This window comes from Actinomadura sp. GC306, from assembly GCF_004348665.1.
Lineage (GTDB): Bacteria > Actinomycetota > Actinomycetes > Streptosporangiales > Streptosporangiaceae > Spirillospora.
Genome location: NZ_SMKM01000072.1, coordinates 1 through 26,228, shown reverse-complemented (window position 1 = coordinate 26,228; position 26,228 = coordinate 1). Strand labels below are relative to the sequence as shown.

The window sequence follows — 26,228 nt, the reverse complement described above, 5'->3', positions numbered from 1 at the left end:
ATCCGTTGCGGATCGCCCTGCTCTCGTACCGGAGCAAGCCGCACTGCGGCGGGCAGGGCGTCTACCTCCGGCATCTGAGCCGGGAGCTGGCCGACCTCGGGCACCGGGTCGAGGTGCTGTCCGGCCAGCCCTATCCGGAGCTGGACCGCCCGGAGATCGCCCTCACCAAGATCCCCAGCCTGGACCTGTACCGGGACGAGGACCCGTTCCGCATCCCGGCGCTGCGCGAGTTCCGCGACTGGGTGGACGTCCTGGAGTTCGCGCACATGAAGACCGGCGGCTTCCCCGAGCCGCTGACCTTCAGCCTCCGCGCGCTGCGGCTGCTGCGGAGCCGCCGCCGCGACTTCGACATCGTGCACGACAACCAGGTCCTCGGCCTCGGCAACCTGGGCATCGCCAGGCTCGGCCTGCCGCTGGTCACGAGCATCCACCACCCGATCAGCGTCGACCGGCGGATCGAGCTGGAGGCGGCGCGCGGCATCAAGCAGAAGCTCGGCAAGCGCCGCTGGTACGGGTTCGTCGCCATGCAGGCGCAGGTGTCGCGGCGGATCGGCCCGGTGCTGACGGTCTCCGACTCGTCCAAGGTCGACATCGTCAAGGACTTCGGGGTCGACCCGCGCGACATCGACATCCTGCCGCTCGGCGTCGACACCCGGATCTTCCACCCGCGCGGCGAGCGCGTCCCCGGCCGCATCGTCGCGATGGCCAGCGCGGACGCCCCGATCAAGGGCGTGGACGTGCTGCTGCGCGCCGTGGCCAAGCTCGCCACCGAGCGCGACGTGCACGTCGTCGTCGTGTCCAAGCCGAAGAAGGACGGCCCGACCGAGAAGCTCGTCCGCGAGCTGGCCCTCGGCGAGCGCGTCCGGTTCGTCGGCGGCATCGGCGACGACGAGCTGGGCGAGCTGCTCGCCTCCGCGGAGATCGCGGTGGTGCCGTCCCGCTACGAGGGCTTCTCGCTGCCGGCCGTGGAGCACATGGCGTCCGGGACGCCGCTGGTCGCCAGCCGCGCCGGCGCGCTGCCCGAGGTGGTCGGCGACGGCGGCGTCCTCGTCGAGCCCGGGGACGTGGAGGAGCTGGCGGCGACCCTGCACCGGCTGCACGACTCCGCCGCCGAGCGCGCCCGCGTCGGCGAGGCGGGCCTCGCCCGCGTCCAGGAGCGCTTCGCCTGGCCGGCGGTGGCGAAGGCCACGGTCGAGCACTACCGTGCGGCCATCACCCAGCAGAACTACCTGCGGCTCGCCGCGGGCAAGGGCAAGGGCTGAGGGACGCCCCTCCGGGCGCTTCCCTGTACGAAAGGAGCACGACCCTGCTGACCGTGGATTTCCAGCGGTTCCCCGTCTCTCCCGGAGACCGCGTCCTCGACATGGGATGCGGTGCCGGACGGCACGCCTTCGAGCTGTACCGCCGGGGTGCGCGCGTCGTGGCCTTCGACCAGGACGCCGAGGAGCTGTCCGGCGTCGAGAAGATGTTCGGGGCCATGCGCCTCGACGGCGAGGTGCCGGCGGACGCGACCGCAGAGACCGTGCAGGGTGACGCGCTCGACCTGCCGTTCCCCGACGACCACTTCGACGCGATCATCGCGTCGGAGGTGCTGGAGCACATCCCCGACGACATGCGGGCGATGCGGGAGCTGCTGCGCGTCCTGCGGCCCGGCGGGAAGCTCGCGGTGACCGTGCCGAGCTGGCTGCCCGAGCGGGTCTGCTGGGCGCTGTCGGAGGACTACCACACCGCGCCCGGCGGGCACGTGCGGATCTACACGCGCGCCGAGCTGGAGGCCAAGCTGAAGTCGGTCGGCTTCAAGGTCGGCGGCCACCACCACGCGCACGGGCTGCACGCGCCGTACTGGTGGATCAAGTGCGCGGTCGGGGTGGACAACGACGGCAACCCGCTCGCCAAGGGCTACCACCAGATCCTGGTGTGGGACATCATGAAGCGGCCGCTAGCGACCCGGCTCGCCGAGCGCGCGCTGAACCCGCTGATCGGCAAGAGCGTGGTGGTCTACCTGGGCAAGCCCGCGTCGCCCGGCACGCCGGCGTCCCCCGCGAAGGAGACCGCGGATGCGGTCTGAACCCGGTCCGCCGTCGGTGGACGGGGTGCTGTCCGCCGACGACGTCCTCGCGACCGCCCGCAGCATCACCGCGCAGCAGGAGAGGTCCGGCGCGATCCCCTGGTTCTCGCCGACGGGCGGCGTCCCCGGCCACGTGGACGCCTGGAACCACGTCGAGGCCGCGATGGCGCTGACCGTCGCCGGGCTCGGCGCGGAGGCCAGGCGGGCGTACGAGTGGCTGGCCGCCGTCCAGCGGCCGGACGGGTCGTGGCCCGCCAAGTGGGTGCTGGGCGAGGTCACCGAGCCGGGCGGCGAGTCCAACCACGCCGCCTACCTCGCGGTGGGCGTGTGGCACGAGCTGCTGATGACCGGGGACGAGGAGTTCGCGCGGCGGATGTGGCCCGCGGTGCGGCGCGCGATCGAGTTCACGCTCGGCCTGCAGACCCGGCGCGGGGAGATCATCTGGCTGCGCCACGAGAACGGCGCGGCGTCCGACCACGCGCTGCTGACCGGCTGCTCCTCGATCCACCAGTCGCTGCGCTGCGCGGTCGCGCTCGCCGAGCACCTGGGCGAGCACGAGCCGGAGTGGGAGCTCGCCGCCGACCAGCTCGGCCACGTGGTGGCCGCGCATCCGGAGGCGTTCGCCGACAAGAGCCGCTGGTCGATGGACTGGTACTACCCGGTGCTGGGCGGCCCCGTCCGCGGCGAGGACGCGGCGCGCCGGTTCGACGAGGGCTGGGACACGTTCGTCGTGCCGGGCCTCGGCTGCCGGTGCGTGTCCGACCAGCCGTGGGTGACGGCGGCGGAGACGTGCGAGCTGGTGCTGGCGCTGGACGCCGCGGGCGACCGCGACCGGGCGCTGGAGCTGTTCGCGACCATCCAGCACCTGCGGCACGAGGACGGCTCGTACTGGACGGGCTGGCAGTTCGAGAACCGCCGGCACTTCCCCGGGGACCGTTCCACCTACACGGCCGCCGCGGTGATCCTGGCGGCGGACGCGCTGGCGGACGCCTCCCCGGGCGCCCGGCTGTTCAAGGAGGTCGCGGGACGCCCCCTGGGGCCTTCTGAGGCGTCCGACCCGCACGCGTGCGGCTGCGCCCTGGTCTCGGCCGCCAACCCGGTGCGCACGAACCTCTGACCGCTGCCCTGTGCGGCGCGTCGCCGTCGGTGGCGACGCGCCGCACGGGTCAACGCAGCGGGTCAACGCAGCGGGTCGGCGTCGCTGACGCGCTCCAGGACGCGCAGGGACCCCTCGGCGCGGCGTTCCTCGAACGCGCCGCTCTTCAGTGCCCGCAGGTACAGGTGGTACGGGGCCTGGCCGCCGTCCTCGGGGTCGGGGAAGACGTCGTGGATGACGAGCGCCCCGCCGACGGCGACGTGCGGAGCCCAGCCTTGGTAGTCGGCTTGCGCGTGCTCCTCGGCGTGGCCGCCGTCGATGAACAGCATCGCCAGCGGGGTCCGCCAGAAGGCCGACACCGTGCGGGACTGCCCGACGATGGCGACGACCTCGTCCTCAAGCCCCGCGGACGCGATCGTCTTGCGGAACGTGGGGAGCGTGTCCATCCGCCCTGTGCTCGGGTCTACCAGGGACGGGTCGTGGTGCTCCCAGCCCGCCTGGTTCTCCTCCGAGCCGTGGTGGTGGTCCACGGTGACGACGACGGTGCCCGCCTCCCTAGCCGCGGCCCCCAGGTAGACGGCGGACTTGCCGCAGTAGGTGCCCACCTCCAGCAGCGGGCCCGTGCCGGCCAGCCGGCCGCCGTAGTCGAGGGCGGTCTCGTAGAGCGCGAGGCCCTCGCCGTCCGGCATGAAGCCCTTCGCGTTGCGCGCCGCGCGCAGCAGATCCGCGGGCATCGCGGGGGCCGCCCGGCCGGTCGTGCCGGGGCCGGCGGACGTCTTGCCTTGAGTCATCGATCTCCTCCGTCCGCGCACCTTATCCGAGATCGTCCACAATGAGACGGGCGCTTGCCCCGACAGACTGGAACGTGTTCTACTTTTGGGGCGAGCGCGGCGACCCGAACCTCATTCGGTACGTTGGTGGCAACGCCCGCGTCGGAAACGGAGAAGGCCATGCGAGTACGAGTCGATCCTCTGGTGTGCGAGGCGAACGCCGTGTGCGTCGGGCTCGCCCCCGAGGTCTTCGACCTCAACGACGAGGACGAGCTGATCATTCTCAAGCCCGACGTCCCGGCGGAGGAGCAGGACCGCGTGCGCCACGCGGTCCGGTCGTGCCCGAAGGCCGCGCTTACTCTGGAGGAGTAGCCCATGGCACGCGCCGCGGTACTGCATGCGGTCGGCGACGAGGAGCTCGATCTTCGCGACGACGTCTCGGCGATCGACCCGGGTCCCGGTCAGGTGAAGGTCCGGATCAAGGCGACGGGTGTCTGCCACTCCGACCTGTCCACCATGAGCGGGGTCCTGCCGACCGCGGCGCCCACCGTCATGGGCCATGAGGGCGCGGGGATCGTCGCGGACGTCGGCGACGGCGTCACGGGCGTCGCGCCCGGCGACCACGTCGTCGTCAACTGGACGCCGGACTGCGGCGAGTGCGCCGACTGCCTGCGCGGCCAGCCGTACCTGTGCATGACGTTCCTCGCGCAGTCGTTCAGCGAGCCCGGCTTCCGGTTCGCCGACGGCACCCCCGCGTTCGGCATGGCGGGCACCGGCACCTGGGCCGAGGAGGTCGTCCTCCCCCGCCGCGGCGTGGTCAAGGTGGCCGAGGACGTCCCGTTCGAGTACGCGGCGCTGCTCGGCTGCGGCATCCCCACCGGGGTCGGCGCGGTGATCAACACCGCGCGGGTCACGCCCGGCTCGACCGTCGCGGTGGTCGGCGCCGGCGGCGTCGGCCTCTCGGTGATCCAGGGCGCCCGGATCGCCGGGGCGGCCACGATCGTGGCGATCGACCCGAACGAGGCCAAGCACCCGGTCGCCAAGCGGTTCGGCGCCACGCACACCGTGGCCCCGGACGACCTTGAGGAGACCAAGGCGCTGCTCACCGGCGGCGCCGGGTTCGACTACGCCTTCGAGGTGGTCGGCAGGTCCGCCGCGATCGGCACGGCGTGGGACGCCGCCCGGCGCGGCGGCGACGTCATCGTGGTCGGCGCGGGCGCCGCCGACGACGAGTGGACCCAGAACGCGTTCGCGCTGCTGTTCGACGGCAAGAGCATCAAGCCGTCCCTGTACGGCGGCTGCGACCTCAAGCGCGACATCCCGCTCTTCGTCGACCTGTGGCGGGCCGGGAAGCTCGATCTCGACGGCCTCATCACCCGCCGCATCGGGTTCGGCGAGCTCAACGACGCCGTCCGCGCGCTGACCGGCGGCGACGTGATCAGGCAGGTCGTCCTGTTCGACTAGGGGCCCCGGACGGGCGGCGCGCCGCGCTCCGCCGCACGCGTATCATCCTTGTCGTCCGGTCGGAAACTCCCTAACGATCATGGAGCGCGGGTGGTGCACGGTCTCCGCAGGGCCCTGGCGGCGGCCGTCCTCATCGCCCCGCTCGCCGCGCCCCCCGCGGCGCACGCGGCGGCCCCCGGCGTCCGCATCCGGGACGTGCAGGGCGCCGCGCACATCTCCCCGCTGAACGGCTCCCGGGTCGCCGCGGTCCCCGGCGTGGTGACCGCGGTGACCGGCAACGGGTTCTGGATGCAGGACCCGCGGCCCGACCGCGACCACGCCACGTCCGAGGGCGTGTTCGTCTTCACCCGGACGCGGCCGGACGTGGCGGCCGGCGACGCCGTCCGGGTGACCGGGAAGGTCGCCGAGTACCGGCCCGGCGGCGCCTCGTCCGCCGGGCTGACCCGCACCGAGATCGGCGCGACCGAGACCGCCGTCGAGTCGCGCGGCAACCCCCTGCCGCCGCCGGTCGTGGCCGGTCCGGGGGGCCGCCGCCCGCCGACGCGGGTGATCGAGCGCGGGTCCGGGAACGTGGAGCGGGGCGGCGGGTTCGACCCCCGGCGCGACGGCATCGACTTCTACGAGTCCCTCGAAGGGATGCGGGTCGAGCTCCGCGACGCCGTCGCGGTCGGCCCGTCCCGGCACGGCCGGGTCCCGGTGCTCGCCGCCGGCGGCGCCGGTGCCGGGCCGCGGACGAAGCGCGGCGGCATCCTGGCCAAGGACGGCAGCCGGTTCGGCGGCGGCGACGCCAACCCCGAGCGGATCATCCTCGACGACGCCCTGGCGCCGCTGCCGGGCATGCACGTCGGCGACCGGCTGCCCGGCGCGAACCACGGGGTCCTCGACTACGGGTACGGCGACTACCACCTGCTGCTCACCGCGACGCCGCGCCGCGCGCCCGGCGGGCTCCCCCGGGAGACCACCCGCCCGCAGCGGGACGGCGAGCTCGCCGTCGCCACCGCCCGGCTGGACGGCCTGCACCCCGGCTCGCCGCCCGCGCGGTTCACCGCCCTCGCGAACGACATCGTCACCGGGCTGCGCTCCCCCGACCTCGTCGCGGTCACCGAGCTCGGCGACAACAGCGGCCCCGACGACGACGGCATCGTCGCCGCCGACCAGACCGTCGCGCAGCTCGTCACCGCGATCAGCATGGCGGGCGGCCCGGCCTACGACTGGCGGTCGGTGACGCCGCGCGACAACGCCGACGGCGGCGCGGAGGGCGACAACCGGCGGACGGGGTTCCTGTTCCGCGCCGACCGGGGGCTGGCGTTCGTCGACCGCCCCGCGCTCACCGACCCGCTCCCGGACGAGCCGCCCGAGGGCCCCGATCCGGCGGTGACGGCGGTCCGGGCGGTCCGGCGCGGCGGGACGGCCGGGCTGACGCTGAGCCCCGGCCGGATCACGCCCGGCCACGCCGCGTGGTCCGGCACCCGCAAGCCGGTCGCCGGGGAGCTCACCTGGCGGGGCCACCGGCTCATCGTGATCGCGAACCAGTGGTTCCCGCGGACGGCCGACGACGAGCCGCTCTTCGGCCGGAACCAGCCGCCGGAGAGCCCCAGCCGGTGGCGCCGCGACGCCCAGGCCCGCGTGGTGGCCGACTTCGTGCGGTCGGTCCGGAAGGTGGACGCGAACGCCCGCGTCATCGTCACGGGCGAGCTCAACGACGGCGAGGACTCCATTCCGGTCAACACGCTCGTGGCCCGGACCGGCCTGACCGACCTCCCGGCGCGGCTGCCCGCGGGCGACCGCTACACGGCGGTGACCGGCGGGAACTCCGAGGTCCTCGACCACATCCTGCTGAGCCCGTCCCTGCGGCGGCACAGGCACGAGTTCGACGTGGTGCACCGCACCGCCGAATTCGCCGGCCACGACGACGGGCGCGATCCCACGATCGTCCGCCTCGCCCTGCCGGAGAAGTAGCGCTCCCTAATTTGGGACTTTCCGAAAAGATCGTCACAGGACGGTCCTGAATACCGCCGGTGTTTTTCCCGGCGGCCGCGGGGGACACGTCGATCGTCAGACCCCCACTCGTGAGGAGACGCCCTCCATGGCGTACCGCTACCGGCCGCACATCAGTCTGGTCGGCCTTATCTACCTCATCATCGGCGTGTTCGTCGCCTGGGACCGCGGCTACATCAACGAAAGCCTGATCGAACGGGTCATCAGCGCGCTGCTGGCGATCTTCCTGTGGGTCCTCGTCCTGCTCGGCGTGGACTTCCACATCGACTTCTAGGCCCCCGGACCGGGCACGGGCCGTCCCGCGTCCCCGCCGCGGGACGGCCCGTGTCCGTAATGACGCACGCACGCACCCTCGCGACAGGGTTACCTCGCGCCCGCGGTCATGGACCGTACGGCGCGGCGGGGTTACGTTCCGCCCATGACGACGAAGAACTGCAGTTGCGGACACGGCGGCGGATGCTCCTGCCCGAAGGGCTGCTCCTGCGGCTGCAACGGCTGAGCCCCGCCATCCTTCGCTACTCCGGTACCGGCGCCTTCCACAGCAGCGGCCGCTCGCCGTGCGCGTCGGCGGTGGTGCCGGTGGCCAGGACGGACGTGCCCGCCGTGGTCAGGGCGGTCAGCCGCCGCTCGCCCGCGCCCGCCAGGCCGGGGACCGGCAGGCGGCGCCAGGTGGCGCCGTCCGCGGAGGTCAGCACCGCCGCGTCCCCGCGGGACGTGCTCGCGGCCAGCACGAAGCCGTGCGGCGTCGCCGTGATGGCGGTGGCGTTGAGGTCGCCGCCGAGGCCGTGTGCGGTCCAGGTCGTCCCGCCGTCGGCGGAGACCAGCGGGGCGCCGTCCGAGCCGGTCGCCACCAGCACGCCGCCGCGGGCGGCGACGCCGGTCAGCGGCCCGCCGGCGAGGCCGCCCGGCAGTTCGGCGGCCGTCCACTTCGCGCCGTCCGGGGACGTCCAGACGGCCGGTGCCCGCCCCTTGCCGCCGACCGCCACGTACTTCCCGGCGGCGGCCGTCACGTCGGCCGGCGTGCCGTCGACCCCGGTGCGCCGCCACGCGCGGAGGTCGGCCGAACGCCAGATCGTGCCCGCCGCCGCGGCCACGTAGCCGGCGGGGCCCGCCGCGGCGGCCACGGGCGGCGGGCCGGCGGGGAACGCGGCCTTCTCCCAGACGACCCCGTCCCGCGACGTCATCGCCAGCGGCCCCGGGGAGTCGCCGGACGTGCGGCCCACCGCGAGCCATCCCGCGGCGCCTTCGACGACGTCCGAGAGCGCTCCGCCGGCACCGGGGAACCGGCCGCGCTGCCACGCCTGGCCGTCCGTGGACGTCCAGACCGCCGCCGCGCCGTTGCTGCTGCCCACCGCGACCGAGCGGCCGGGCGTCCCCGCCAGGGACCGGACGGCGAGTTCCGGGCGGACGGCCCCCGGCACGGTGCGCAGGTCCACGCCGTGCAGGTAGGCGTCGTCGCCCTGGCTCCCGGAGATCGCGAGCGCGCCGCCCGCGGCGACGGTCAGCCCGCTGCTCTCCACCGGCCCGGGCACGGTGCCGGCCGCCTTCCAGGTGCGCCCGTCGTCGGTGCGCAGGATCCGGGAGGTGCCCTCAGCGCCGTGCGCGAGGACCGCGAGGCCGTCCGGCGTGCCGCCGAACCGCTTGATCCCGGCCCCCGGGAACCGGCTCACGGCCCGCCACTCGCGGCCGTCCGCCGAGGTGAACAGGAGCCCGAACCGCCTCGTCCTGCGCTTGTCCCCCCGGCCGGTCGTGTGCCTTCCCTCCCGGACGGTCGCGAACCCGCCGGGGCCGAAGGTGAGGCCCTTCGTCGGCCCGTAGGAGCCGTGGCTCTGCGGGATGTTCACGCGGGCCCACGTCCGGCCGCCGTCGGTGGAGCGCCACACGCCGTAGGCCGGGACGGTACGGGTGACCTTCCGCCGGCCGCGCTTCACGGTGACCTTGCGGGCGTAGGTGCCGTGGCCGACGAGGACGCTCCCGGACGACGCCACGCGGTCGAAGCCGGAGATGCCCTCGATGCCCTCGATCCGCTGCCACCTGATGCCGTCCGGGGAGATCCAGGCGACGGCGCGGTCGTCCACGCCACCGACGGCCGCGAACCCGGTCGCGGTGCGGGCGACGCCGCGCACGTCGTCGGACGGCTTGAACACGGCGCCGAGGTCGTGCCTGGTCCAGGTCTGCGCGTTGTCGCTCGTCCACGCCACCGTGCCGCCGCCGGGCGAGCGGCCGAGCGCCACCCACCCGCGGTCGCCCGCGGTGACCATCTCCGGGCTGTCGCCGGCCGGGGCCGTCGTCCCGCCGGCGGCGCGGAGCCGCGCCGGCGACCACGTCCGCCCGGCGTCGACGGAGAACAGGAACCGGCTCCGCTCCCGGCCCGGGACGCCGTCGCCCTCGGTGCCCACCGCGACGAGCGTCCCGCCCGCGGCGGTGACGGCGGCGAGGTCCTGGACGAGCCCGTCGGTCTCGGCGGCCGGGTCGGGCGGGAACAGCGCGTCCGCCGCCACCGCGGCCGGGACGCCCGGCCCGTCCGAGTCGCTCTCCCCCTGCGCCACGGTGAAGACCGCGCCGCCCGCGAGCACCGCGAGCCCGGCCGCGACCGCCAGCCGCGACCGCAGCCGCCGCGGCGTCCCCTTCCGCGCCGCGGCCAGGCCGGGCCCGGCCACCAGCACGTCCGCGGGGTCCGGCGCGGCCTTCTTCCGGGCCGCCTGCTTCTTCCCGCCGCCCTTCTTCCCCGCGCCCTTCGGCGGAGCGGCCTTCTCGGGCTTGCTCTTCTCGGGCTTGCTCTTCTCGGGCTCGGTCTCCTCGGCCTTGCCGATCTCAGGCGTGGCCTTCTCGGGCTCGGCCTTCTCGGGCTTGCCCTTCGCCAGCTTGGACTTCTCGGGGGCGGGCTTCGCGGCCGCCTTCTGCCGGGCCGCCTTCTTCGGCGCGGGCTTCTCCGGCGCGCCGGCCGCCGTCTCCGCCGTCTCCGCCGCCTCCGCCGTCCGCTGCTCGCGGGGCGGGGCGCCGTGGCCCCACTTCAGCCCGGCGGCGCGCCAGGCCTCGTACGCGCGCTGCCAGGGCGACAGCGTGGCCGGCATGTCGGCGAGATCACCGGCCACGCCGAACGTCAGCCGCCGGCGGACCTGGCGGGAGCCGCCCGCCTCCTGCTCGGACGTCCGCCGGGCCTCGTCCTGCTCCGGGGTCCTCGCCGTCACACGCGCTCCTTCACGGTCCTGTCGGACCACCATCAAATCGCGCCACGCCACCGTCTGTACGGACATCCGCGTGAACGGCGGCCTATGGGGCCGCGGGAGCGTTCTATCACTTCAGGAGCGTTATGGCCGATCTTTCGCTTCGATCGTTCCCTTGTAGGCATATCCCCGGACAAGTACGACAGGTGCCCCAGCGGGAGGAACGCCGGGGACCGTGGTCGAGACGCCCACACCGTCCGCTTCCACCCGGACACCCGGGGGCACGATGATCTTCACCGAGGACTTGTAGGCCAGCACCCGCAGCACGGCACCGGAGCCCGCCGGCTCGGCGGCGCGCAGGTCGAGCAGCGCCGTGCCCTTGTAGACGACGGTGGTGAACCGTTCGGGCAGCCGCCAGCGCCCGGCGCGCGTGACCGAGTTCTTGTAGGCGACCAGGAACCGTCCCGCCGGGCCGGCGCACACCGCCTCCGTCCCGTCCGGCGTCCCGGGCAGGTCGGCGGCCACGGCCCCGAGCTCGGGGTAGGTGCGCGCCGCGAGCGTCAGGTCGATGCGCTCGTCGAGCTCCGCCTCGGTCAGGCGGCCCTCGGCGAAGGCGTCGTGCAGCCGGACGAGCATCTCGTCGCGGTCGCGGTCGGAGGCGCGCAGCGCGGGAACGGTCAGGGGGTGCTGCTCGACGCTCATCGCATCTCTCCTTCGGGGCGGTTCGCCTCCGCAGGGTCGTCCCTCCACCGGGGGGAGGGTCAAGGGCAAGACGAGATGTATCTTAACCCGCCTCCCCTCGGTTTTCGAGACATTGACCGCGTCCCGACGCGCGATCATGCCTGCCGCGCAGCCGGAGGCCGGTCCGCTAGATTCGGATAAGCCGAGGTGAAGGGGGATGTTGCATGGCCGCGACGCTCGGCCGCGCGCACGGTCCGTACACGCTGTACGACCTGGACGCGCTGCCCGAGGAGGGCCGCCGCTACGAACTGGCCGACGGCTGGCTGCACGAGCTGCCCGGCGACCTGTGGCACGACCACGCGGCCGACCAGCTCAAGGGCATCCTCAAGGACGCCGCCCGCCAGGCGGACGCCGACGTCCACGTCGCGGGCGCCCCGCAGGACGTCACCACCCCCGCGGGCATCCGCAAACCGGACGTGTTCGCCGTGAGCCGCGACGTCGCCCGCGCCGCCCTGGAGCGCCAGACGCGCACCTACTACGGCCCGGATCTCCTGCTCGTCGCCGAGGTCGTCACGCCGCGCACGGTCAACGAGCAGACCGACCGCGTCCGCAAGGTGGAGGAGTACGCCATGACCGGCATCCCCCACTACTGGCTGATCGATCTGGAGCCCCGCCCGACGATCACCATGATGGAGCTCCTGGACGGCCGCTACGAGGTGGCCGCGAAGGCCCGCTCCGGCGAGACCGTCACCCTGCACCGCCCCTACCCCATCTCCTTCGACCCGGCCCGCCTCTCCGAGATGGACTGAGCGCCGGTGCGCCGGCTCGCACCCCGGCGCGTCCTAAGCTCGGAGGGTGCTGCTGCTGACCACCCTTGACTCCTGGCGGGCCCAGCCCGGCCCGCGGTTCGTCCTGTCCGAGGCCGGCGCGGTGTGGGCGCCCGATGACGATGCGGCCCTCGCCGTCGCCGACGACGTGTTCGCGGAAGGGCAGGTCGTCGCCGTGACGCTCGACCCCGCGCCGGGCCCGGTCCCGGGCCGCGGGGTGATCGACCGGACCACGGCGGCCCGGGTGCGGTACGCGCGGCGCGGCCCGGACGGACGCCACGTGGCGCTCCTGGACCGTCCCGCGACCGCCGAGGCACTGGACCTCCTGCCGCACCCGGAGGGCGGCTGGTACCGGGAGACGTGGCGGTCGGGCGTGACGTTCGCACCGGACGGCTACCCGGGCGAGCGGGCCAGCGCCACCGCCATCTACTTCCTGCTGCCGCCCGGCGAGGAGTCGATGTGGCACGTCGTCCGGTCCGCCGAGGTGTGGCTGTGGCACCGGGGCGGCCCGCTGACGCTCTACCTCGGCGGGGACGGCGACCGCCCGGCCGAGACGCAGGAGGCGATCACGCTGGGCGCGGACGTGGCGGACGGCCAGGTCCCGCAGGCCGTCGTGCCCGCGGGCGTGTGGCAGGCCGCCCACCCCTCCGGCGACGAGGAGGCCCTCGTCAGCTGCGTGGTCTCCCCCGGCTTCGACTTCACCGACTTCCAAGCCCTCCCCTGACGCCGAGCGATCAACTCGAGAACGCCGCGTCGAAGGCGGCGGACGGGGGTTCCATCTTGTTGAGGGCACGGATGAACTCCAGGGCCTCGGGGGCGCCCTGGAGGCGGTCCATGGCGGCGTCCTCCCATTCGATCGAGATGGGGCCGGTGTAGCCGATCGCGTTGAGGGCGCGGAAGCAGTCCTCCCAGGGGACGTCGCCGCGGCCGGTGGAGATGAAGTCCCAGCCGCGCCGCAGGTCCGCCCACGGGAGGTGGGAGGAGAGGCGCCCGCGGCGGCCGTCGCCGGTGCGGACCTTGGTGTCCTTGCAGTCGACGTGGTAGACGCGGTCGCGGAAGTCGAACAGGAAGCCGACCGGGTCGAGGTCCTGCCAGACGAAGTGCGACGGGTCGAAGTTGAGGCCGAACGCGGGCCGGTGCCCGATCGCCTCCAGCGTCCGCGCGGTCGTGTAGTAGTCGTAGGCGATCTCGCTGGGGTGGACCTCGTGCGCGAAGCGGACGCCCACCTCGTCGAACACGTCCAGGATCGGGTTCCACCGCTCGGCGAAGTCGGCGTAGCCGCGCTCGACCATCGAGTCCGGGGTCGGCGGGAACATCGCGACCGTGTGCCAGATGGACGAGCCGGTGAAGCCCACGACGGTGTCGACGCCGAGTCTCGCGGCGGCGCGGGCGGTGTCCTTGATCTCGGCGGCGGCGCGCTGCCGGACGCCCTCGGGCTCGCCGTCGCCCCAGATCCGCTCCGGCAGGATCGCCCTGTGCCGTTCGTCGGGGTTGTCGCAGACGGCCTGGCCGACGAGGTGGTTGGAGATCGCCCACACCTTCAGGTCGTGCTTGGCGAGCGTCTCCAGTTTGCGCGGGATGTAGCCGTCGTCGGCGAGGGCCTTGTCGACCTCGAAGTGGTCGCCCCAGCAGGCGATCTCCAGGCCCTCGTAGCCCCAGCCGGACGCGAGCCGGCAGACCTCCTCGAACGGCAGGTCCGCCCACTGGCCGGTGAACAGGGTGATCGGTCGTGCCATGTCAGTCGCTCCCTTCGATGTCGACCCAGCGGCGGGACGCCGCGCTGTCGGCGACGGCGGCGAGGACGCGCTGGATCCGCAGGCCGTCGGCGAACGAGGGGCTCGGGTCCGCGCCCTCCGCGATCGCCGTGAGCAGGTCGGCCATCTGGTGGGTGAAGGTGTGCTCGTAGCCGAGCACGTGGCCGGGCGGCCACCAGCGCCCGGTGTAGGGGTGGTCGGGTTCGGTGACGACGATGCGCCGGAAGCCGGCGGTCGCGCCGTCGTCGTTCCCGTCGTGGAACCACAGCTCGTTCAGCGACTCCAGGTCGAAGGACAGGGCGCCGGACGAGCCGCTGACCTCGATGCGCAGCGCGTTCTTGCGGCCGGTGGCGACGCGGGTGGCCTCGAACGAGGCGAGCGCGCCGCGGTCGGTGCGGGCGATGAACAGGGCGGCGTCGTCCACGGTCACCGGGGCCGTCCCGCCGCCCGGGACGGGCCGCTCCGGCACGAAGGTCTCCAGTACCGCCGAGACGCCGGTCAGCGTGTGCCCGGTGATGAACTGGGCGGTGTCCACGATGTGGGAGGCGATGTCGCCGAGCGCGCCGGACCCGGCCCGCTCGCGGTCCATCCGCCAGGTGAACGGGGCCTCCGGGTCGGCGAGCCAGTCCTGCAGGTACTGGGCGCGGATGTGCCGGACGGCCCCGATCCGCCCGTCGGCGACCAGCCGGCGCGCGAGCGTGACCGCGGGGACGCGCCGGTAGTTGAACCCGACCATCGACCGGACGCCGCGCTCCCGGGCGCGCTCGGCGGCGGCCGCCATCGCCTCGGCCTCCGCGACGGTGTTGGCGAGGGGCTTCTCGCACAGGACGTGCTTGCCCGCGTCGAGCGCGGCGACCGCGATCTCCGCGTGCTGGTCGCCGGGCGTGCAGATGTCGACGAGCTGGACGTCGTCGCGGCGGAGCAGCTCCTTCCAGTCGGTCTCCACCGACGCCCAGCCGAGCGTCGCGGCGGCGGCCCCGGCGCGCTCGGCGGAGCGCCCGGCCAGCGCGGTCATGACCGGGGTCAGCGGCGGCGCGAAGAACGGCCCGACGCTGCGCCACGCCTGGGAGTGGGCGCGTCCCATGAACGCGTGCCCGACCATCCCGACTCCGAGGGTCGTCATGTTGGTGCTCACCTCTCTGTGTGTCCGGTACCGTCCGGCCGGCGTGCCCGCCCCCGGGAGCGGGACGGGCGCGCCGGCGCCCCCGTGGTGCGGGGCCCGCGGCTCAGGACTCGAAGCCGAGCGGCAGGTAGCGGTCGACGTTGTCCTTGGTGATCGTCTCGGACGCCAGCGTGATCGACTGCGGCACCTGCAGCTCGACCAGGTCGGCCATGCCCTTGCCCTGCGCGATGAGCCGGGCCAGCTTGATCGCGGACGAGGCCATCGTCGGCGAGTAGGTGACGGTCGCCTCCAGCACCCCGCCGGCCTTGATCTCGCGCATCGCGTTGGCGGACCCGGCGCCGCCGACCATGAAGAACTCGTCCCGGCCGGACTGCTTGATCGCGGCGAGCACGCCGACGCCCTGGTCGTCGTCGTGGTTCCAGACAGCGTCGATCTTCTTGTGCGCCTGGAGCAGGTTCGAGGCGACCTGGTTGCCGGACTCGACGGTGAACTTCGCGTCCTGCTTGGCGGTGACGTCGAAGCCGTAGGACTTCAGCGCGTCCGCGAAGCCCTTGCTGCGGTCCTGCGTCAGCGGCAGCGTCGCGATGCCCTGGATCTCCACGATGACGGGGTCGGCGACGCCCTTGTCCTTGAGCTTCTTGCCGATGTAGTGGCCGGCGGAGACGCCCATGCCGTAGTTGTCGCCGCCGACCCACGTCCGGTACGACAGGTGGTCGGGGAAGACGCGGTCGAGGTTGACGACCGGGACGCCGGCGTCCATCGCCTTGCGGCCGACCTGGTTCAGCTGCTCGCCGTCGTTCGGCAGGATCACCAGCACGTTCACCTTCGCCTGGATCAGCGACTCGACGGCGGAGATCTGCTGGTTGATGTCGTTGGTCGGCTCGACCGGCTTGAACGTCACGTCGGTGTACTTCTTCGCCTGCTCCTCGGCGTTCTTGGCGATCGCCGCGATCCAGCCGTGGTCCGCCGCGGGCGCGGAGAACCCGATGGTGACCTGCTTGCCGGCCTTGTCGTTGTCGCCGGCGAGCGTCCCGGCCTGCGGGGACGTCCCCGAGCCGCCGTCCTCGGTGTTGCTGGTGCAGGCCGCGGCGAGGCCGCCGGCGGCGATGGCCGCACCGCCGAGCAGGAGGTTGCGGCGGCTTGGACGGGGACCCTGCTGACGTGGGCTCTGTTCACGCATGACGTGCTCCTGGGTGGGGGTGGTGGAAAGGGGGTCAGGTGGGCGAGCGGAGCCCGCGGCGCTGCAGCAGCACGGCGGCCACGATGATCGCGCCCTTGGCGATGAGCTGGTCGCTGGTCTGCAGGCCGTTCAGGATGAACAGGTTGGTGATGAGGGTGAAGATCAGCACGCCGAGGATCGACCCGACGACCGTGCCGCGCCCGCCGGTGAGCAGCGTCCCGCCGATGATGACGGCGGCGATCGCGTCCAGCTCGTACAGGTCGCCGTGGGTGCTGGAACCGGTGGTGGTCCGCGCCATGATGATGATCGCGGCGATGCCGCAGCAGAACCCGGACAGCGCGTACAGCGCGAGGGTGTGCCGGCGGACGTCGATGCCGGCGAGCCGCGCCGCCTCGGGGTTGCCGCCGACCGCGAACGTCCGGCGGCCGAACGTGGTGCGGTTGAGCAGCAGCCAGCCCGCGAACGCGACGGCCGCGAAGATGTACACGACGAGCGGCAGCCCGAGCACCCGCGTGGTGGACAGCGACACGAGCGCGTCGTTCTCGGGACGGATCAGCTGCGTCCTGCGGTCCGACATCCGCTGCGCCAGCCCCCGTGCGGCGACGAGCATCGCGAGCGTGGCGATGAACGGCACGAGCCGCCCGTAGCTGATCAGCAGCCCGGTGACGACGCCCGTGCCGGTCCCGACGAGGATCGCGCACAGCGCCATCACCCCGGGCCCGTAGGACTGCGTCGCCACGGTCGTCGCCCACACCGACGCCAGCGCCATCACCGAGCCGACCGACAGGTCGATCCCGCCGCCGATGATCACGAAGGTCTGCCCGACGGTGATCACGCCGATGGTCGCGGCGAGCACCAGGATCGCGACGACGTTGCCGGACGTGGCGAAGTTCTCCGGCTGGGTCGCCAGCCCGACGCCCGCGAGCAGGACCAGCGCCGCGGCCAGCCCGAGGTGCCGGATCTCCCCCGGCCCGCGCACCGCGGCGGCTCCGGCGCCGGCCGGGGGCCGCGGGCCGCCCGGCACCTTGCCCACCGGGACGCGCTTGGCCAGCGAGACGAGCCGGCCGTCCCGCCCACCCGCCTCCCTGCCGTCCGGCGGTGTCCGCGGGGCCGATCCCCCGGACCCCTGGCTCGTCTCGGTCACAGGGCGCTCCCTTCCATGATCATGTTGAGCACGGCGGCCTCGTCGAGGGCGCCGGCGGCGCCGGTGTGCACGATCCGCCCCTCGCGGACGACGAGGACCCGGTCGGCGAGGCCCAGCACCTCCGGGACCTCGCTGGACACCAGCAGCACCCCGATGCCGCGCCCGGCCAGCTCGCGGATCACCGCGTACAGCTCGGCGCGCGCGCCGACGTCCACGCCGCGGGTCGGCTCGTCCAGGATCAGCAGCCGCAGCCCGGCGGAGCCGAGCAGCCAGCGCGCCAGCACGACCTTCTGCTGGTTGCCGCCCGACAGCGTCACGACCGGGCGCGCCGGGTCGGGCGGGCGGATGTCGAGCGCCTCGATCTGGCGGCGCACGTCGGCGACCTCGCGGCGCCGGTCGAGCCAGCCGAACGAGGCGTACCGGGACAGCCCCGCGACGGTGACGTTCCCGGCGACGGTCTCGTTCGGCAGCAGCGCCTGGCTCTTGCGCTCCTCCGGCGCCATGCCCATGCCGTGCCGCACCGCCGCGCGGGTGTCGCCGGGGCGGACCGGGCGGCCGTCGACCAGCACCCGGCCCCGCGCGGGGCGCCGCGCGCCGTAGATCGTCTCCAGGATCTCCGAGCGGCCGGACCCGACCAGCCCCGCGAGCCCGACGATCTCCCCGGCCCGGACGCTGAGCGACACGTCCGCGAAGGAGCCCGGGAGCGTCAGGTCCTCGACGCGGAGCACCTCGGGCGCGTCGTCCCCCGGGCCGGGGGCGGGCCGCTCCGGGAACACGTACTCGACGTCCCGGCCGGTCATCAGCGACACGATCTCGTCGGTGGAGGTGGTCCGGGCGGGCAGCCCGACCGCGACGGCCCGGCCGTCCTTCAGGACGGTCACCCGGTCGCCGATCTCCCGGATCTCCGCCAGCCGGTGCGAGATGTAGACGATCGCGACGCCGGCGGCGGTCAGCTCGCGGATGATGCGGAACAGGTTGCCGACCTCGTCGTGGGCGAGCGCGGCGGACGGCTCGTCCATCACCAGCAGCCGCGCCTCGTGCGACAGGGCGCGGGCCATGCTGACGACCTGCTTGCCCGCCGCCGGCAGCCGGCCCACCTCGCGGCGCGGCGGGATCTCCGGGTGCCCGAGCCGGCCGAGCAGCTCGCGCGCGGCCTTCTCGGCGTCGCCGCGGCGGGTGAAGCCGAGCGTGGACCTCTCGTGGCCGAGGAAGATGTTCTCCGCGACCGACAGCCCGTCCACGAGGTCGAGCTCCTGGTAGATCGTGGCGATCCCGGCGCGCATCGCGGCGTCCGGCCCGGCGAGCCGCACCGGCTCCCCGGCGAACACGATCTCGCCCTCGTCCGGCTGGTGCGCCCCGGCGAGCACCTTGATGAGCGTGGACTTCCCGGCGCCGTTCTGCCCGAGCAGGCAGTGCACCTCGCCGGGCCGCACGTCGAGGTCGACGCCGTCCAGCGCGCGGACCCCGGGGAACTGCTTGACGATGCCGCGCATGCGCAGCAGCGGTTCGGTTTCGGGCGAGCCCATCGGGCCTCCTCGGGGGGAGAGGGGGTCAGGACGCGGTGAAGACGTGGTCGCTGATGAGGCGGGCGCCGCCGACCACGCCGGCGGCCCCGGCGAGCTCCGACAGCACGATCGGGAGGTTGCCGGTCGCGAGCGGCGCGGACCGGCGGTAGACGACGCTGCGGATCTCGGCGAGCAGCGCGTGGCCGAGCCCGGCGACGCCGCCCGCGATGATGACGAGCCCGGGGTTGAAGAAGCTGACCAGCCCGGCGAGCACCTGCCCGACATGCCGGCCGCCCTCCCGGATGAGCTGCACCGCGGCCGGGTCCCCGGCGGCGGCGGCCTCGCCGACGTGCGCGCCCGACAGCGCGCCGTGCGTCTCCAGCAGGGCGGCGAGCCGCGGCGACCGGCCCGACCGGGCCGCCGCCTCGGCGTCCCGCGCGAGCGCCGCGCCGCCGAAGTACGCCTCCAGGCAGCCCGCGTTGCCGCACGCGCAGATCGGCCCGTCGTCGTCGACGCGGATGTGGCCGATGTCGCCGGCGCTGCCGGACATGCCGCGGTAGATGGCGCCGTCCACGACGATCCCGCAGCCGATCCCGGTGCCGATCTTGACGAGCAGGAAGTCGTCCACCGAGCGGGCCAGCCCGGCGTGCAGCTCGCCCAGCGCCATCAGGTTCACGTCGTTGTCGACCAGGACCGGGCAGCCCAGCTCCTGGCCGATCGCGTCGCGCACCGGGAACCGGTCCCAGCCGGGCATGATCGGCGGGACGACCGGCATGCCGTCGCGGAAGCTGACCGGGCCGGGGACGCCGATGCCGGTGCCGTGCACCTGCGGGATCAGCCCCTCGTCGCGCAGCTTGCCGAGCAGGTCCAGGGCCCGGTCGAGCACCACGGTCGCGCCCTGCCGGACGTCGCACTCCTCGCTGACGTGCCCGAGGATCTCCAGCGTGCCGTCGGTGACCGCCACGTCGATCGAGGTGGCGCCGACGTCGAACGCGACGAACCGCAGGTCCGGCGACAGCCGCACGATCCCCGACCGCCGCCCGCCGCGGGACGCCGCCAGCCCCGCGCCCTCCACGAGCCCGAGCTCGACCAGCCGGTCCAGCTCCACGGCGAGCTTCGACCGCGACAGCCGAACCACATCGCCGAGCTCGGCCCGCGAGCGCGGCCCCTCGTCACGCAGCAGCCGCAGCAGCCGTGCCTGATGCACGTTCTGCGGACGAGCCGACATGCGCATCACGTCGTCCCCTCGGAGTCCCCGACACCGGCGCCCGTGTGACCCCGGTCTCAGCCAGGAAGGTAACCCCCTTTCGCCGCAAGTGGAAGACCTTTCCCCAACAAACCCCGAACTTTCTCCACCCAAAAGACAAAGTCGGACCCAAGAGAACGGCCCGCAGCCACCACCAAGAAGTGATGACCACGGGCCGTAGACCGACTACATCAGCCGACGCATCAACCCCGCGCCGACCTCAACGCCTGCGATCGCGACCGAAGGCAGGTTCCGAGCCTGCGAGGAACCTGATCGCGCAGCGAGCCTCTAGGCGAGTCGGAGCGATGCAGCGATCGCGCCGAGTTCCCGTTGAAGGGAGGGCCTCCAAGGCCCGACCGCCAAGGGAACTCAATAAGCCACCGTCTGGCGGCCGCTCATGGTGCGCATGATGTGCTCCACGAGGGTGATGAGGACGCGCTTGGCGTCCTCGCGGTCGCGGACGTCGCAGTCGATCACCGGGATGTCGGGCGACAGGTCGAGGGCGTCGCGCACCTGCTCGTGCGAGTGGTGGCCCGCGCCGTCGAACCGGTTCACGCCGATGATGAACGGGACGCCGCGCCGCTCGAAGTAGTCGACCGAGGCGAAGCAGTCCGCCAGGCGGCGGGTGTCCACCAGGACGACGGCGCCGAGCGCGCCCTTGGCCAGTTCGTCCCACATGAACCAGAAGCGGTCCTGGCCGGGGGTCCCGAACACGAACAGCACGAGTCCGTTCGGGAGCGTGATGCGCCCGAAGTCCATCGCCACGGTCGTCGTCGTCTTGTTCGCGACGGCCGTGGTGTCGTCGATCCCGATGCTCTTCTCGGTCAGGGCCTCCTCGGTGCGCAGCGGACGGATCTCACTGACCGCGCTCACCAGGGTGGTCTTGCCGACGCCGAAGCCGCCGGCCACGAGGATCTTGACCGTCAGCGCGGAATCGCCCTGGGCGGCCGCCGCGTCAGAGCGCACGGATTCCATCGATCACTTCCTTGAGTACACGCTCGCCGGGGAACTGCGCCACCGGCGCGGGCCGCCGGACCTGGATCAGCGCGTGGTCGAGCAGATCGCCGAGCAGGACGCGGACGACCCCGAGGGGAAGTTCCAGATCCGACGCTATCTCGGCGACCGACAACGGGGTGCGGCAAAGCTGGAGGATCATGTCATGTTCGGGCTCGGGCGACCACTGGGACGCCCGGAGTGCGGCGGAGTCGTCATCGGACACGGCGGGCTCCGCCGCCACGATGAGCGCGACGAGGTCGAAATCGACGCCGTCGTAGTGCGTCCGGCCGCCGGTGAGCGCGTACGGGCGGACGACGGGGCCCGCGGCCTCGTCGTACCAGGCGCCGCCTCGCCCCTCCACCTCAAACGCCGCCCGACTCGGCCGCGGCGACCCGCGGGTGGGCCGACAGGTGCTGCCCGACCCGGGTGACGAGCATCGCCATCTCGTAGGCGATGACCCCGAGGTCGGCGTCGGCGGAGGCGAGGACGGCCAGGCAGGCGCCCTTCCCGGCGGCGGTGACGAACAGGAACGAGGATTCCATCTCCACGATCGTCTGCCGCACGGGTCCGCCGCCGAACGACTCCCCCGCGCCGCGGGCGAGGCTCTGGAAGCTCGCGGCCACCGCGCTCAGGTGGTCGGACTCCTCGCGGGCCAGCCCGCTGGAGGCGGCGATCTTCAGGCCGTCGCCCGACAGCACCACCGCGTTCTGCACCGGGGCGACCCGCTGGACCAGGCTGTCGAGGAGCCAGTCCAGCTCACCGCCTCCGCCCGGGACCTCGGCGCCGGTGTACTGGGCCTCTGTCATGGGGTGTCGTCCTCCTGGTCGGCTGGGTCGCGCGCGGCCTCCGCGTCGGCCGCGTCCTGCCTGCCACGCTGCCAGCCACGCTGCATGGCGGACATCATCGATTTGAGCGCTTCGGGGGAGCGTGCCGCCTCGTCGTCGTCCGGAACGGTCCCGGGCGCGGGTGCGCCTTCCCCGGCCGCGGCCGGGGCCGGGGCCGGGGCCGGGGCCTCGTCCGGCGGGACGGGCGCGGACATCGGCACGGCGGCGGGCCGCGGCGGTGCCGGCTCGGCCGGCGGCGGGTCCTCGACGGGCGGGGCCTGGCCCTGGGCGGCGAGGTGCTCGTCCACCCGCTGCTTGAGCTGGGGCGCCAGGTGCTGCTGCCGCCTGCGCCTGGGCAGCCCGCCCGGCTGCAGCGGCGGCGCGGGCTCCGCGGGCGCGTCCGTGCTCGCCGGGACGGGGTCGGCCGCGCGTCGCTCCGGCTCCCGCTCCCGGTCCTGCTCCGGTTCGGCGGGCTCCGCCTCGACGAGGCGGACGACGCCGGGGTCGGCCGCGGGCAGCGCGGACGCCGCCCGGGGGTTCGGCGCGGACGCCGATCCGGAGGCCGACAGGGCCGGGGCCGCGCCGGAGAGCGTCTGCATCGGCCCGGTGGGGCGGCGCACGGCCGGCTCGGGTGCGGGCTCGTCCACGATCAGCGCGGCCGGGATCAGCGCGATCGCGGTCGTCCCGCCGTACGGGGACTGGCGGAGCGTGACCTGGATGCCGTGCCGCTGCGCGAGCCGCGCCACGACGAACAGCCCGAGCTGGGCGCTGTCGGACGGGTCGAACTCCGGCGGCCGGGCGAGCCGCGCGTTGGCGGCGCGCAGCGCCTCCTCGGTCATCCCGAGGCCGCGGTCCTCGACCTCGATCGCGAAGCCGTTGGCGACCGCGTGCCCGCTGACCCGGACCGGCGACTGCGGCGGCGAGAACGTCGTGGCGTTCTCCACGATCTCCGCCAGCAGGTGGATGACGTCGGCGACGGCGGAGCCGAGCAGCGCGACGCGCGGCAGCGGCTGCACCCGGACGCGCGGGTAGTCCTCGACCTCGGCGACGGCGCCGCGGACGACGTCCACCAGCGGCACCGGGCGGCGCCAGCCGCGGCCGGCCGTCTTGCCCGCGAGGATCACCAGGCCCTCGGCGTGCCGGCGCATGCGGGTCGCGAGGTGGTCGAGGCGGAACAGGTCCGACAGCTCCGAGGGGTCCTCGGTGCGGCGCTCCATGGAGTCCAGGAGGCTGAGCTGGCGGTGCAGCAGCGCCTGGTTGCGGCGCGCGAGGTTGACGAACACCTCGCTGATGCCGCGGCGGGCCGCGGCCTCGCCCTCGGCGGACCGGACGACGGCCTCGCGGGCGCGGTCGAACGAGTCGGCGATCTGCCGGATCTCGTTGATGCGGTACTCGACCTCGGGCGCCGGTTCGGGCTCGGCGGGCCGCCCGGCGCGGACCCGGTCCACGAGCCTCGGCAGCCGCTCCTGGGTGAACTCGACCACGCCGCCGGCGAGCGCGCGGCACTCGCGGACCAGCCGCCGGGAGACCCGGACGGCGAAGAACGACGACAGCAGGATCGCGACCAGCCCCAGCCCGCCGGCGATGGCGAGCCGGGTGAACGTGCCGAGCGCGATGCTCCGGGCGTGTGCGGCGACGGAGTCGAGGACGTCGTTCTCCAGCTCGAAGAGCTGGTCGTTCACGGTGGTGCTGGCGCTGCTCCAGGCGGCGGGCTCGATGACCGTCACCTCCCGCGCGCCGGCCTGCGGGCCCTCCTGGGGCGTGCCGCCGGCGGCGTTGCCGCGTTCGGCGACCGCGGCGGGCGGCTCGGCACCGTGGATGACCTCGTTCTCCATCCGCATCATCTGCCGGAAGGGCGCGGTCTCCATCAGCCGCTCGTAGCGGGCGTGGAACTCGGGGGGCAGGTCGCGGGCGTTGTCCCCGTGGATCATGTGGTGCGCCCCGACGAGCTTGGCGAACTCGGCGCGCTCGGCGGGCGAGATGCGGCCCGCGGCGAGCGCTCCGGTCAGCAGGGCGTCCTCGCGCGCCATGTACTCGCGGGCGCGGCCGAACGAGGTGAGCGTGCGGGCGCGGGCGGTGATCGAGCCGTCCGACGGCGCGGTCGCGCTGTAGATCGCGAAGCCGGCGTCGACGAGCTCGTTGTACTCGCGCAGCACGTGGCCGCGCCCGGCGGCGCGGCCGTCGACGCTGCGGCGCAGCGCGTCCAGCCCGCCGAGCCTCGTGATGAGCCCGTCGATCCGGGTGACCACCTCGGGCACGAGCGTCTCGCGCATGCCCTGGTCGCGGCTGCCGGCGCGGACCTCCGCGGCCGCCTTGTCGGTGACCGCGCGCTGCGCCCGGATCTCGTCCGCGCTAGCCGCCCGCGCGTCGCCGAGCCAGGCCATCGACAGCCGCCGCTCCTTCTGCAGGCCGTTGACGAGCCGCTGCGTGGGCAGCAGGGAGTTCTGCTGGAAGTTCCTCGCCTCCAGCAGCCGGTCCGCGTCGCCGTAGGTCATGCCGGTGACGAAGACCCACAGCGACGTCAACGCCAGCAGCGGCACGAGGACCAGCAGCGTGATCCTGGTCCGGATGGAGGAGAAACGGGGTGCGGCCATCACTGCCTCGGCACTCGGAGGCGGAACATGCGGGGGAAACCTCCCGATGCGTGGAGTACGGGGGTGTGCGGGACTCTACTACGTCGCGGCTTCCCGGCGATCAGTCGGACGTGGGACATCCGGCGCCTCCCGCGAGTCGGGCCAGGTCAGGACGTGCTCCATCAGCGCCACCAGAACCTCCTTGGACGATTCGCGGCGCCGGACGTCGCACAGCAGCACCGGGACGCCCGGATCGAGGTCGAGCGCGATCGCGACGTCCTCGGGCCGGTGCGTGCGCCGGCCGCCGAAGCAGTTCACGGCCACCACGAACGGGACGCCGCGCCGCTCGAAGTAGTCGATGGCGGCGAAGCTGCCGGTCAGCCGCCGCGTGTCGGCCAGCACGACGGCGCCGATCGCGCCGGAGGCCAGCTCGTCCCACATGAACCAGAACCGCTCCTGGCCGGGCGTGCCGAACAGGTACAGCAGCAGCTGGTCCGACAGGGTGATCCGCCCGAAGTCCATCGCGACGGTCGTGGTCGTCTTCGCGCCGATGCCGGACACGTCGTCCACGCCGACGCCGCGGTCGGTCAGCGGCTCCTCGGTGTGCAGCGGCCGGATCTCGCTGATCGAGCCGACCATCGTGGTCTTGCCGACCCCGAACCCGCCGGCGATCAGGATCTTCGTCGTGACGAGGGGACGGGCGCTCAGCCCTGCCCCCTCAGAGGGCGCGTAGGCCATCCAACACCTCCCGCAGCACTCCGTTCGGGGGACGGCGCCCCCGCCCGGCCTCCACTTCGGCGACCAGCGCGATGAGCCCCTCGTCCCGCAGGTCGCCCAGCAGGACGCGGACGACCCCGATCGGCAGGCCCAGCCCGGCCGACAGCTCCACGACCGGGACCGGTTCCGCGCAGGCGCGCAGCACCCGGACGTGGTCGGGGCTGTAGCGCAGCCGGTCGCCCGGCGGGACGCCGGTCGCCGCCACCACCGAGATCAGCTCGAAGTCCCCGCCCTCGGGACGGGTCCGCCCCCGGGTCAGGGCGTACGGACGCACGAGCGGACCGGCGTCCCGGTCCAGCCACCGCTCTCCGGAGCCCATCGCCGCTCACCGGCTCCGCGGCGAGGTCCCCCCGGCGCCTCCGAAGCCCTCACCCACCGTCTCGTGCTCGGCTCCGAACCTGGGGCTCGCCTGCAGGTGCTGGCCGACCCGCTTGACCAGCACCGCCATCTCGTAGGCGACGAGGCCGGCGTCGGCCTCCGCGTCGGCCAGCACCGCGAGGCAGGTGCCGTCCCCGGCGGCCGTCACGAACAGCAGCAGCGCGTCCATCTCGATGATGGTCTGGCGCACGTTCCCGCCGGCGAAGTGGCGGCCCGCGCCGCGCGCGAGGCTCTGCACGCCGGACGCCAGCGCGGACAGGTGCTCGGCGTCCTCGCGGGCCAGCTCGGTGGACGCCGCGACGGCGAGGCCGTCCCGGGACAGGATCACCGCCTGCCGCACCGCCGCCACCCGCCCGGCGAAGTCGTTGAGCAGCCAGTTCAGCTCACCGGCCGCGGTGTTGTGCATCATCGCTCCCCTTCGTCGCCCACGTCCGACGCGCGCCCGCGCCGCCATCCCTGCTGTATCGATGCCATCAGCGAACGCGCCTCCTCGGGCGAGCGTGCGATGCTCCCGGACACGCCGCCGCCGACGCGGGGCGGGGGCGGCGGGGGCCGCTTGCGCAGCTGCGGGGCCAGGCTCTCCTGCCGCACCCGGCGGGGCAGGCCCGCGTGGGTGCCCGCGGGCCGCCAGTCCTCCCGGGTGTCGTGGACGAGTTC

The 26,228-nt window shown here is 74.0% G+C and carries 26 protein-coding genes; 9 read left to right on the top strand and 17 right to left on the bottom strand.

The genetic code is table 11. The features are described from left to right. The 3 genes from E1200_RS13225 to E1200_RS13215 form a co-directional block, all read left to right on the top strand. Window positions 1–1,262: glycosyltransferase family 4 protein (locus E1200_RS13225; RefSeq protein ID WP_243708534.1), on the top strand; the 1,262-nt coding region annotated here is incomplete at its 5' end. Window positions 1,263–1,306: 44 nt separating this feature from the next. Continuing rightward, window positions 1,307–2,068: a class I SAM-dependent methyltransferase gene (locus E1200_RS13220; protein ID WP_207933330.1), complete on the top strand. Its 762-nt coding sequence runs from the start codon at window positions 1,307–1,309 to the stop codon at window positions 2,066–2,068. Next, window positions 2,058–3,185 (top strand): prenyltransferase, encoded by a 1,128-nt coding sequence (locus tag E1200_RS13215; RefSeq protein ID WP_131952164.1) that lies wholly within the window; start codon window positions 2,058–2,060, stop codon window positions 3,183–3,185. The genes E1200_RS13220 and E1200_RS13215 overlap by 11 nt, the downstream gene beginning before the upstream one ends. 62 nt (window positions 3,186–3,247) lie before the next feature. Here the strand turns inward: E1200_RS13215 and E1200_RS13210 are convergent, their stop codons facing one another. Further along, the gene (locus E1200_RS13210; protein ID WP_131952163.1) at window positions 3,248–3,955 is read right to left on the bottom strand and encodes a class I SAM-dependent methyltransferase; all 708 of its coding nucleotides are present in this window, start codon (window positions 3,953–3,955) and stop codon (window positions 3,248–3,250) included. A 159-nt stretch (window positions 3,956–4,114) separates the two neighbouring features. Here E1200_RS13210 and E1200_RS13205 point away from each other — a divergent pair, with 159 nt between their 5' ends. The 4 genes from E1200_RS13205 (at window position 4,115) to E1200_RS13190 (ending at window position 7,670) form a co-directional block, all read left to right on the top strand. After that, window positions 4,115–4,306, top strand: coding sequence for a ferredoxin (locus E1200_RS13205; protein ID WP_131952162.1), 192 nt, complete (start codon window positions 4,115–4,117; stop codon window positions 4,304–4,306). Window positions 4,307–4,309: 3 nt separating this feature from the next. Next, window positions 4,310–5,398: a Zn-dependent alcohol dehydrogenase gene (locus E1200_RS13200; RefSeq protein ID WP_131952161.1), complete on the top strand. Its 1,089-nt coding sequence runs from the start codon at window positions 4,310–4,312 to the stop codon at window positions 5,396–5,398. Window positions 5,399–5,488: 90 nt separating this feature from the next. Beyond that, window positions 5,489–7,357, top strand: a complete 1,869-nt coding sequence (locus E1200_RS13195; RefSeq protein ID WP_243708533.1) for an endonuclease/exonuclease/phosphatase — start codon at window positions 5,489–5,491, stop codon at window positions 7,355–7,357. A gap of 127 nt (window positions 7,358–7,484) precedes the next feature. Then, window positions 7,485–7,670, top strand: coding sequence for a hypothetical protein (locus E1200_RS13190; protein ID WP_131952160.1), 186 nt, complete (start codon window positions 7,485–7,487; stop codon window positions 7,668–7,670). Between the two features lie 241 nt (window positions 7,671–7,911). Here E1200_RS13190 and E1200_RS13185 read toward each other — a convergent pair whose 3' ends face one another. Both E1200_RS13185 and E1200_RS13180 read right to left on the bottom strand, forming a co-directional pair. Further along, on the bottom strand, window positions 7,912–10,587 hold the full coding sequence (locus E1200_RS13185; RefSeq protein ID WP_131952159.1) for a sialidase family protein: 2,676 nt from the start codon (window positions 10,585–10,587) through the stop codon (window positions 7,912–7,914). A gap of 120 nt (window positions 10,588–10,707) precedes the next feature. Further along, entirely contained in the window at window positions 10,708–11,265 is a 558-nt protein-coding gene (locus E1200_RS13180; protein WP_131952158.1) for a DUF1707 domain-containing protein, read from the bottom strand. Between the two features lie 203 nt (window positions 11,266–11,468). On the opposite strand from E1200_RS13180, the gene E1200_RS13175 reads away from it, so the two are divergent. Beyond that, a complete protein-coding gene (locus E1200_RS13175) occupies window positions 11,469–12,053 on the top strand; it encodes a Uma2 family endonuclease (protein WP_131952157.1) in 585 nt (194 codons plus the stop codon). 46 nt (window positions 12,054–12,099) lie between these two features. Further along, window positions 12,100–12,795 carry a cupin domain-containing protein gene (locus tag E1200_RS13170; protein WP_243708532.1) on the top strand — a complete coding sequence of 232 codons (696 nt, stop codon included), beginning with the start codon at window positions 12,100–12,102 and terminating at the stop codon, window positions 12,793–12,795. A gap of 10 nt (window positions 12,796–12,805) precedes the next feature. On the opposite strand, the gene E1200_RS13165 is transcribed toward E1200_RS13170, so the two are convergent. From E1200_RS13165 to E1200_RS33680, 14 genes are all read right to left on the bottom strand, one after another. After that, a complete protein-coding gene (locus tag E1200_RS13165) occupies window positions 12,806–13,807 on the bottom strand; it encodes a sugar phosphate isomerase/epimerase family protein (RefSeq protein ID WP_131952156.1) in 1,002 nt (333 codons plus the stop codon). 1 nt (window position 13,808) lies between these two features. Continuing rightward, window positions 13,809–14,948, bottom strand: a complete 1,140-nt coding sequence (locus tag E1200_RS13160; RefSeq protein WP_131952155.1) for a Gfo/Idh/MocA family oxidoreductase — start codon at window positions 14,946–14,948, stop codon at window positions 13,809–13,811. A gap of 103 nt (window positions 14,949–15,051) precedes the next feature. Further along, the gene (locus E1200_RS13155; RefSeq protein ID WP_131952154.1) at window positions 15,052–16,128 is read right to left on the bottom strand and encodes an ABC transporter substrate-binding protein; all 1,077 of its coding nucleotides are present in this window, start codon (window positions 16,126–16,128) and stop codon (window positions 15,052–15,054) included. A 34-nt stretch (window positions 16,129–16,162) separates the two neighbouring features. After that, window positions 16,163–17,272: an ABC transporter permease gene (locus E1200_RS13150; protein ID WP_243708531.1), complete on the bottom strand. Its 1,110-nt coding sequence runs from the start codon at window positions 17,270–17,272 to the stop codon at window positions 16,163–16,165. Further along, a complete protein-coding gene (locus E1200_RS13145; protein ID WP_131952153.1) occupies window positions 17,269–18,798 on the bottom strand; it encodes a sugar ABC transporter ATP-binding protein in 1,530 nt (509 codons plus the stop codon). The genes E1200_RS13150 and E1200_RS13145 overlap by 4 nt, the downstream gene beginning before the upstream one ends. Before the next feature lie 25 nt (window positions 18,799–18,823). Further along, complete coding sequence (locus E1200_RS13140) at window positions 18,824–20,005, bottom strand: ROK family transcriptional regulator (protein ID WP_131952152.1); 1,182 nt, start codon at window positions 20,003–20,005, stop codon at window positions 18,824–18,826. Window positions 20,006–20,392: 387 nt separating this feature from the next. Further along, the gene (locus E1200_RS13135; RefSeq protein WP_131952151.1) at window positions 20,393–20,998 is read right to left on the bottom strand and encodes an ATP/GTP-binding protein; all 606 of its coding nucleotides are present in this window, start codon (window positions 20,996–20,998) and stop codon (window positions 20,393–20,395) included. Further along, window positions 20,979–21,380: a DUF742 domain-containing protein gene (locus tag E1200_RS13130; RefSeq protein ID WP_131952150.1), complete on the bottom strand. Its 402-nt coding sequence runs from the start codon at window positions 21,378–21,380 to the stop codon at window positions 20,979–20,981. The genes E1200_RS13135 and E1200_RS13130 overlap by 20 nt, the downstream gene beginning before the upstream one ends. Before the next feature lies 1 nt (window position 21,381). Further along, a complete protein-coding gene (locus tag E1200_RS13125; RefSeq protein ID WP_131952149.1) occupies window positions 21,382–21,825 on the bottom strand; it encodes a roadblock/LC7 domain-containing protein in 444 nt (147 codons plus the stop codon). Then, window positions 21,822–24,437, bottom strand: coding sequence for a nitrate- and nitrite sensing domain-containing protein (locus tag E1200_RS13120; protein WP_131952148.1), 2,616 nt, complete (start codon window positions 24,435–24,437; stop codon window positions 21,822–21,824). The genes E1200_RS13125 and E1200_RS13120 overlap by 4 nt, the downstream gene beginning before the upstream one ends. 78 nt (window positions 24,438–24,515) lie before the next feature. Next, a complete protein-coding gene (locus E1200_RS13115) occupies window positions 24,516–25,154 on the bottom strand; it encodes an ATP/GTP-binding protein (protein ID WP_131952147.1) in 639 nt (212 codons plus the stop codon). Then, window positions 25,135–25,512 carry a DUF742 domain-containing protein gene (locus E1200_RS13110; protein ID WP_131952146.1) on the bottom strand — a complete coding sequence of 126 codons (378 nt, stop codon included), beginning with the start codon at window positions 25,510–25,512 and terminating at the stop codon, window positions 25,135–25,137. The genes E1200_RS13115 and E1200_RS13110 overlap by 20 nt, the downstream gene beginning before the upstream one ends. 6 nt (window positions 25,513–25,518) lie before the next feature. Beyond that, the gene (locus E1200_RS13105) at window positions 25,519–25,977 is read right to left on the bottom strand and encodes a roadblock/LC7 domain-containing protein (RefSeq protein WP_207933327.1); all 459 of its coding nucleotides are present in this window, start codon (window positions 25,975–25,977) and stop codon (window positions 25,519–25,521) included. After that, window positions 25,977–26,228: hypothetical protein (locus E1200_RS33680; protein ID WP_165950301.1), on the bottom strand; the 252-nt coding region annotated here is incomplete at its 5' end. The genes E1200_RS33680 and E1200_RS13105, both read right to left, overlap by 1 nt.

Excerpts from the sequence above, each read along its gene's own strand:
- E1200_RS13215 (WP_131952164.1), top strand. The coding sequence starts at position 2,058 with ATGCGGTCTGAACCCGGTCCGCCGTCGGTGGACGGGGTGCTGTCCGCC.
- E1200_RS13210 (WP_131952163.1), bottom strand. The coding sequence starts at position 3,955 with ATGACTCAAGGCAAGACGTCCGCCGGCCCCGGCACGACCGGCCGGGCG.
- E1200_RS13205 (WP_131952162.1), top strand. The coding sequence starts at position 4,115 with ATGCGAGTACGAGTCGATCCTCTGGTGTGCGAGGCGAACGCCGTGTGC.
- E1200_RS13200 (WP_131952161.1), top strand. The coding sequence starts at position 4,310 with ATGGCACGCGCCGCGGTACTGCATGCGGTCGGCGACGAGGAGCTCGAT.
- E1200_RS13190 (WP_131952160.1), top strand. The coding sequence starts at position 7,485 with ATGGCGTACCGCTACCGGCCGCACATCAGTCTGGTCGGCCTTATCTAC.
- E1200_RS13180 (WP_131952158.1), bottom strand. The coding sequence starts at position 11,265 with ATGAGCGTCGAGCAGCACCCCCTGACCGTTCCCGCGCTGCGCGCCTCC.
- E1200_RS13175 (WP_131952157.1), top strand. The coding sequence starts at position 11,469 with ATGGCCGCGACGCTCGGCCGCGCGCACGGTCCGTACACGCTGTACGAC.
- E1200_RS13165 (WP_131952156.1), bottom strand. The coding sequence starts at position 13,807 with ATGGCACGACCGATCACCCTGTTCACCGGCCAGTGGGCGGACCTGCCG.
- E1200_RS13160 (WP_131952155.1), bottom strand. The coding sequence starts at position 14,948 with ATGACGACCCTCGGAGTCGGGATGGTCGGGCACGCGTTCATGGGACGC.
- E1200_RS13155 (WP_131952154.1), bottom strand. The coding sequence starts at position 16,128 with ATGCGTGAACAGAGCCCACGTCAGCAGGGTCCCCGTCCAAGCCGCCGC.
- E1200_RS13145 (WP_131952153.1), bottom strand. The coding sequence starts at position 18,798 with ATGGGCTCGCCCGAAACCGAACCGCTGCTGCGCATGCGCGGCATCGTC.
- E1200_RS13140 (WP_131952152.1), bottom strand. The coding sequence starts at position 20,005 with ATGTCGGCTCGTCCGCAGAACGTGCATCAGGCACGGCTGCTGCGGCTG.
- E1200_RS13135 (WP_131952151.1), bottom strand. The coding sequence starts at position 20,998 with ATGGAATCCGTGCGCTCTGACGCGGCGGCCGCCCAGGGCGATTCCGCG.
- E1200_RS13125 (WP_131952149.1), bottom strand. The coding sequence starts at position 21,825 with ATGACAGAGGCCCAGTACACCGGCGCCGAGGTCCCGGGCGGAGGCGGT.
- E1200_RS13120 (WP_131952148.1), bottom strand. The coding sequence starts at position 24,437 with ATGGCCGCACCCCGTTTCTCCTCCATCCGGACCAGGATCACGCTGCTG.
- E1200_RS13115 (WP_131952147.1), bottom strand. The coding sequence starts at position 25,154 with ATGGCCTACGCGCCCTCTGAGGGGGCAGGGCTGAGCGCCCGTCCCCTC.
- E1200_RS13110 (WP_131952146.1), bottom strand. The coding sequence starts at position 25,512 with ATGGGCTCCGGAGAGCGGTGGCTGGACCGGGACGCCGGTCCGCTCGTG.
- E1200_RS13105 (WP_207933327.1), bottom strand. The coding sequence starts at position 25,977 with ATGCACAACACCGCGGCCGGTGAGCTGAACTGGCTGCTCAACGACTTC.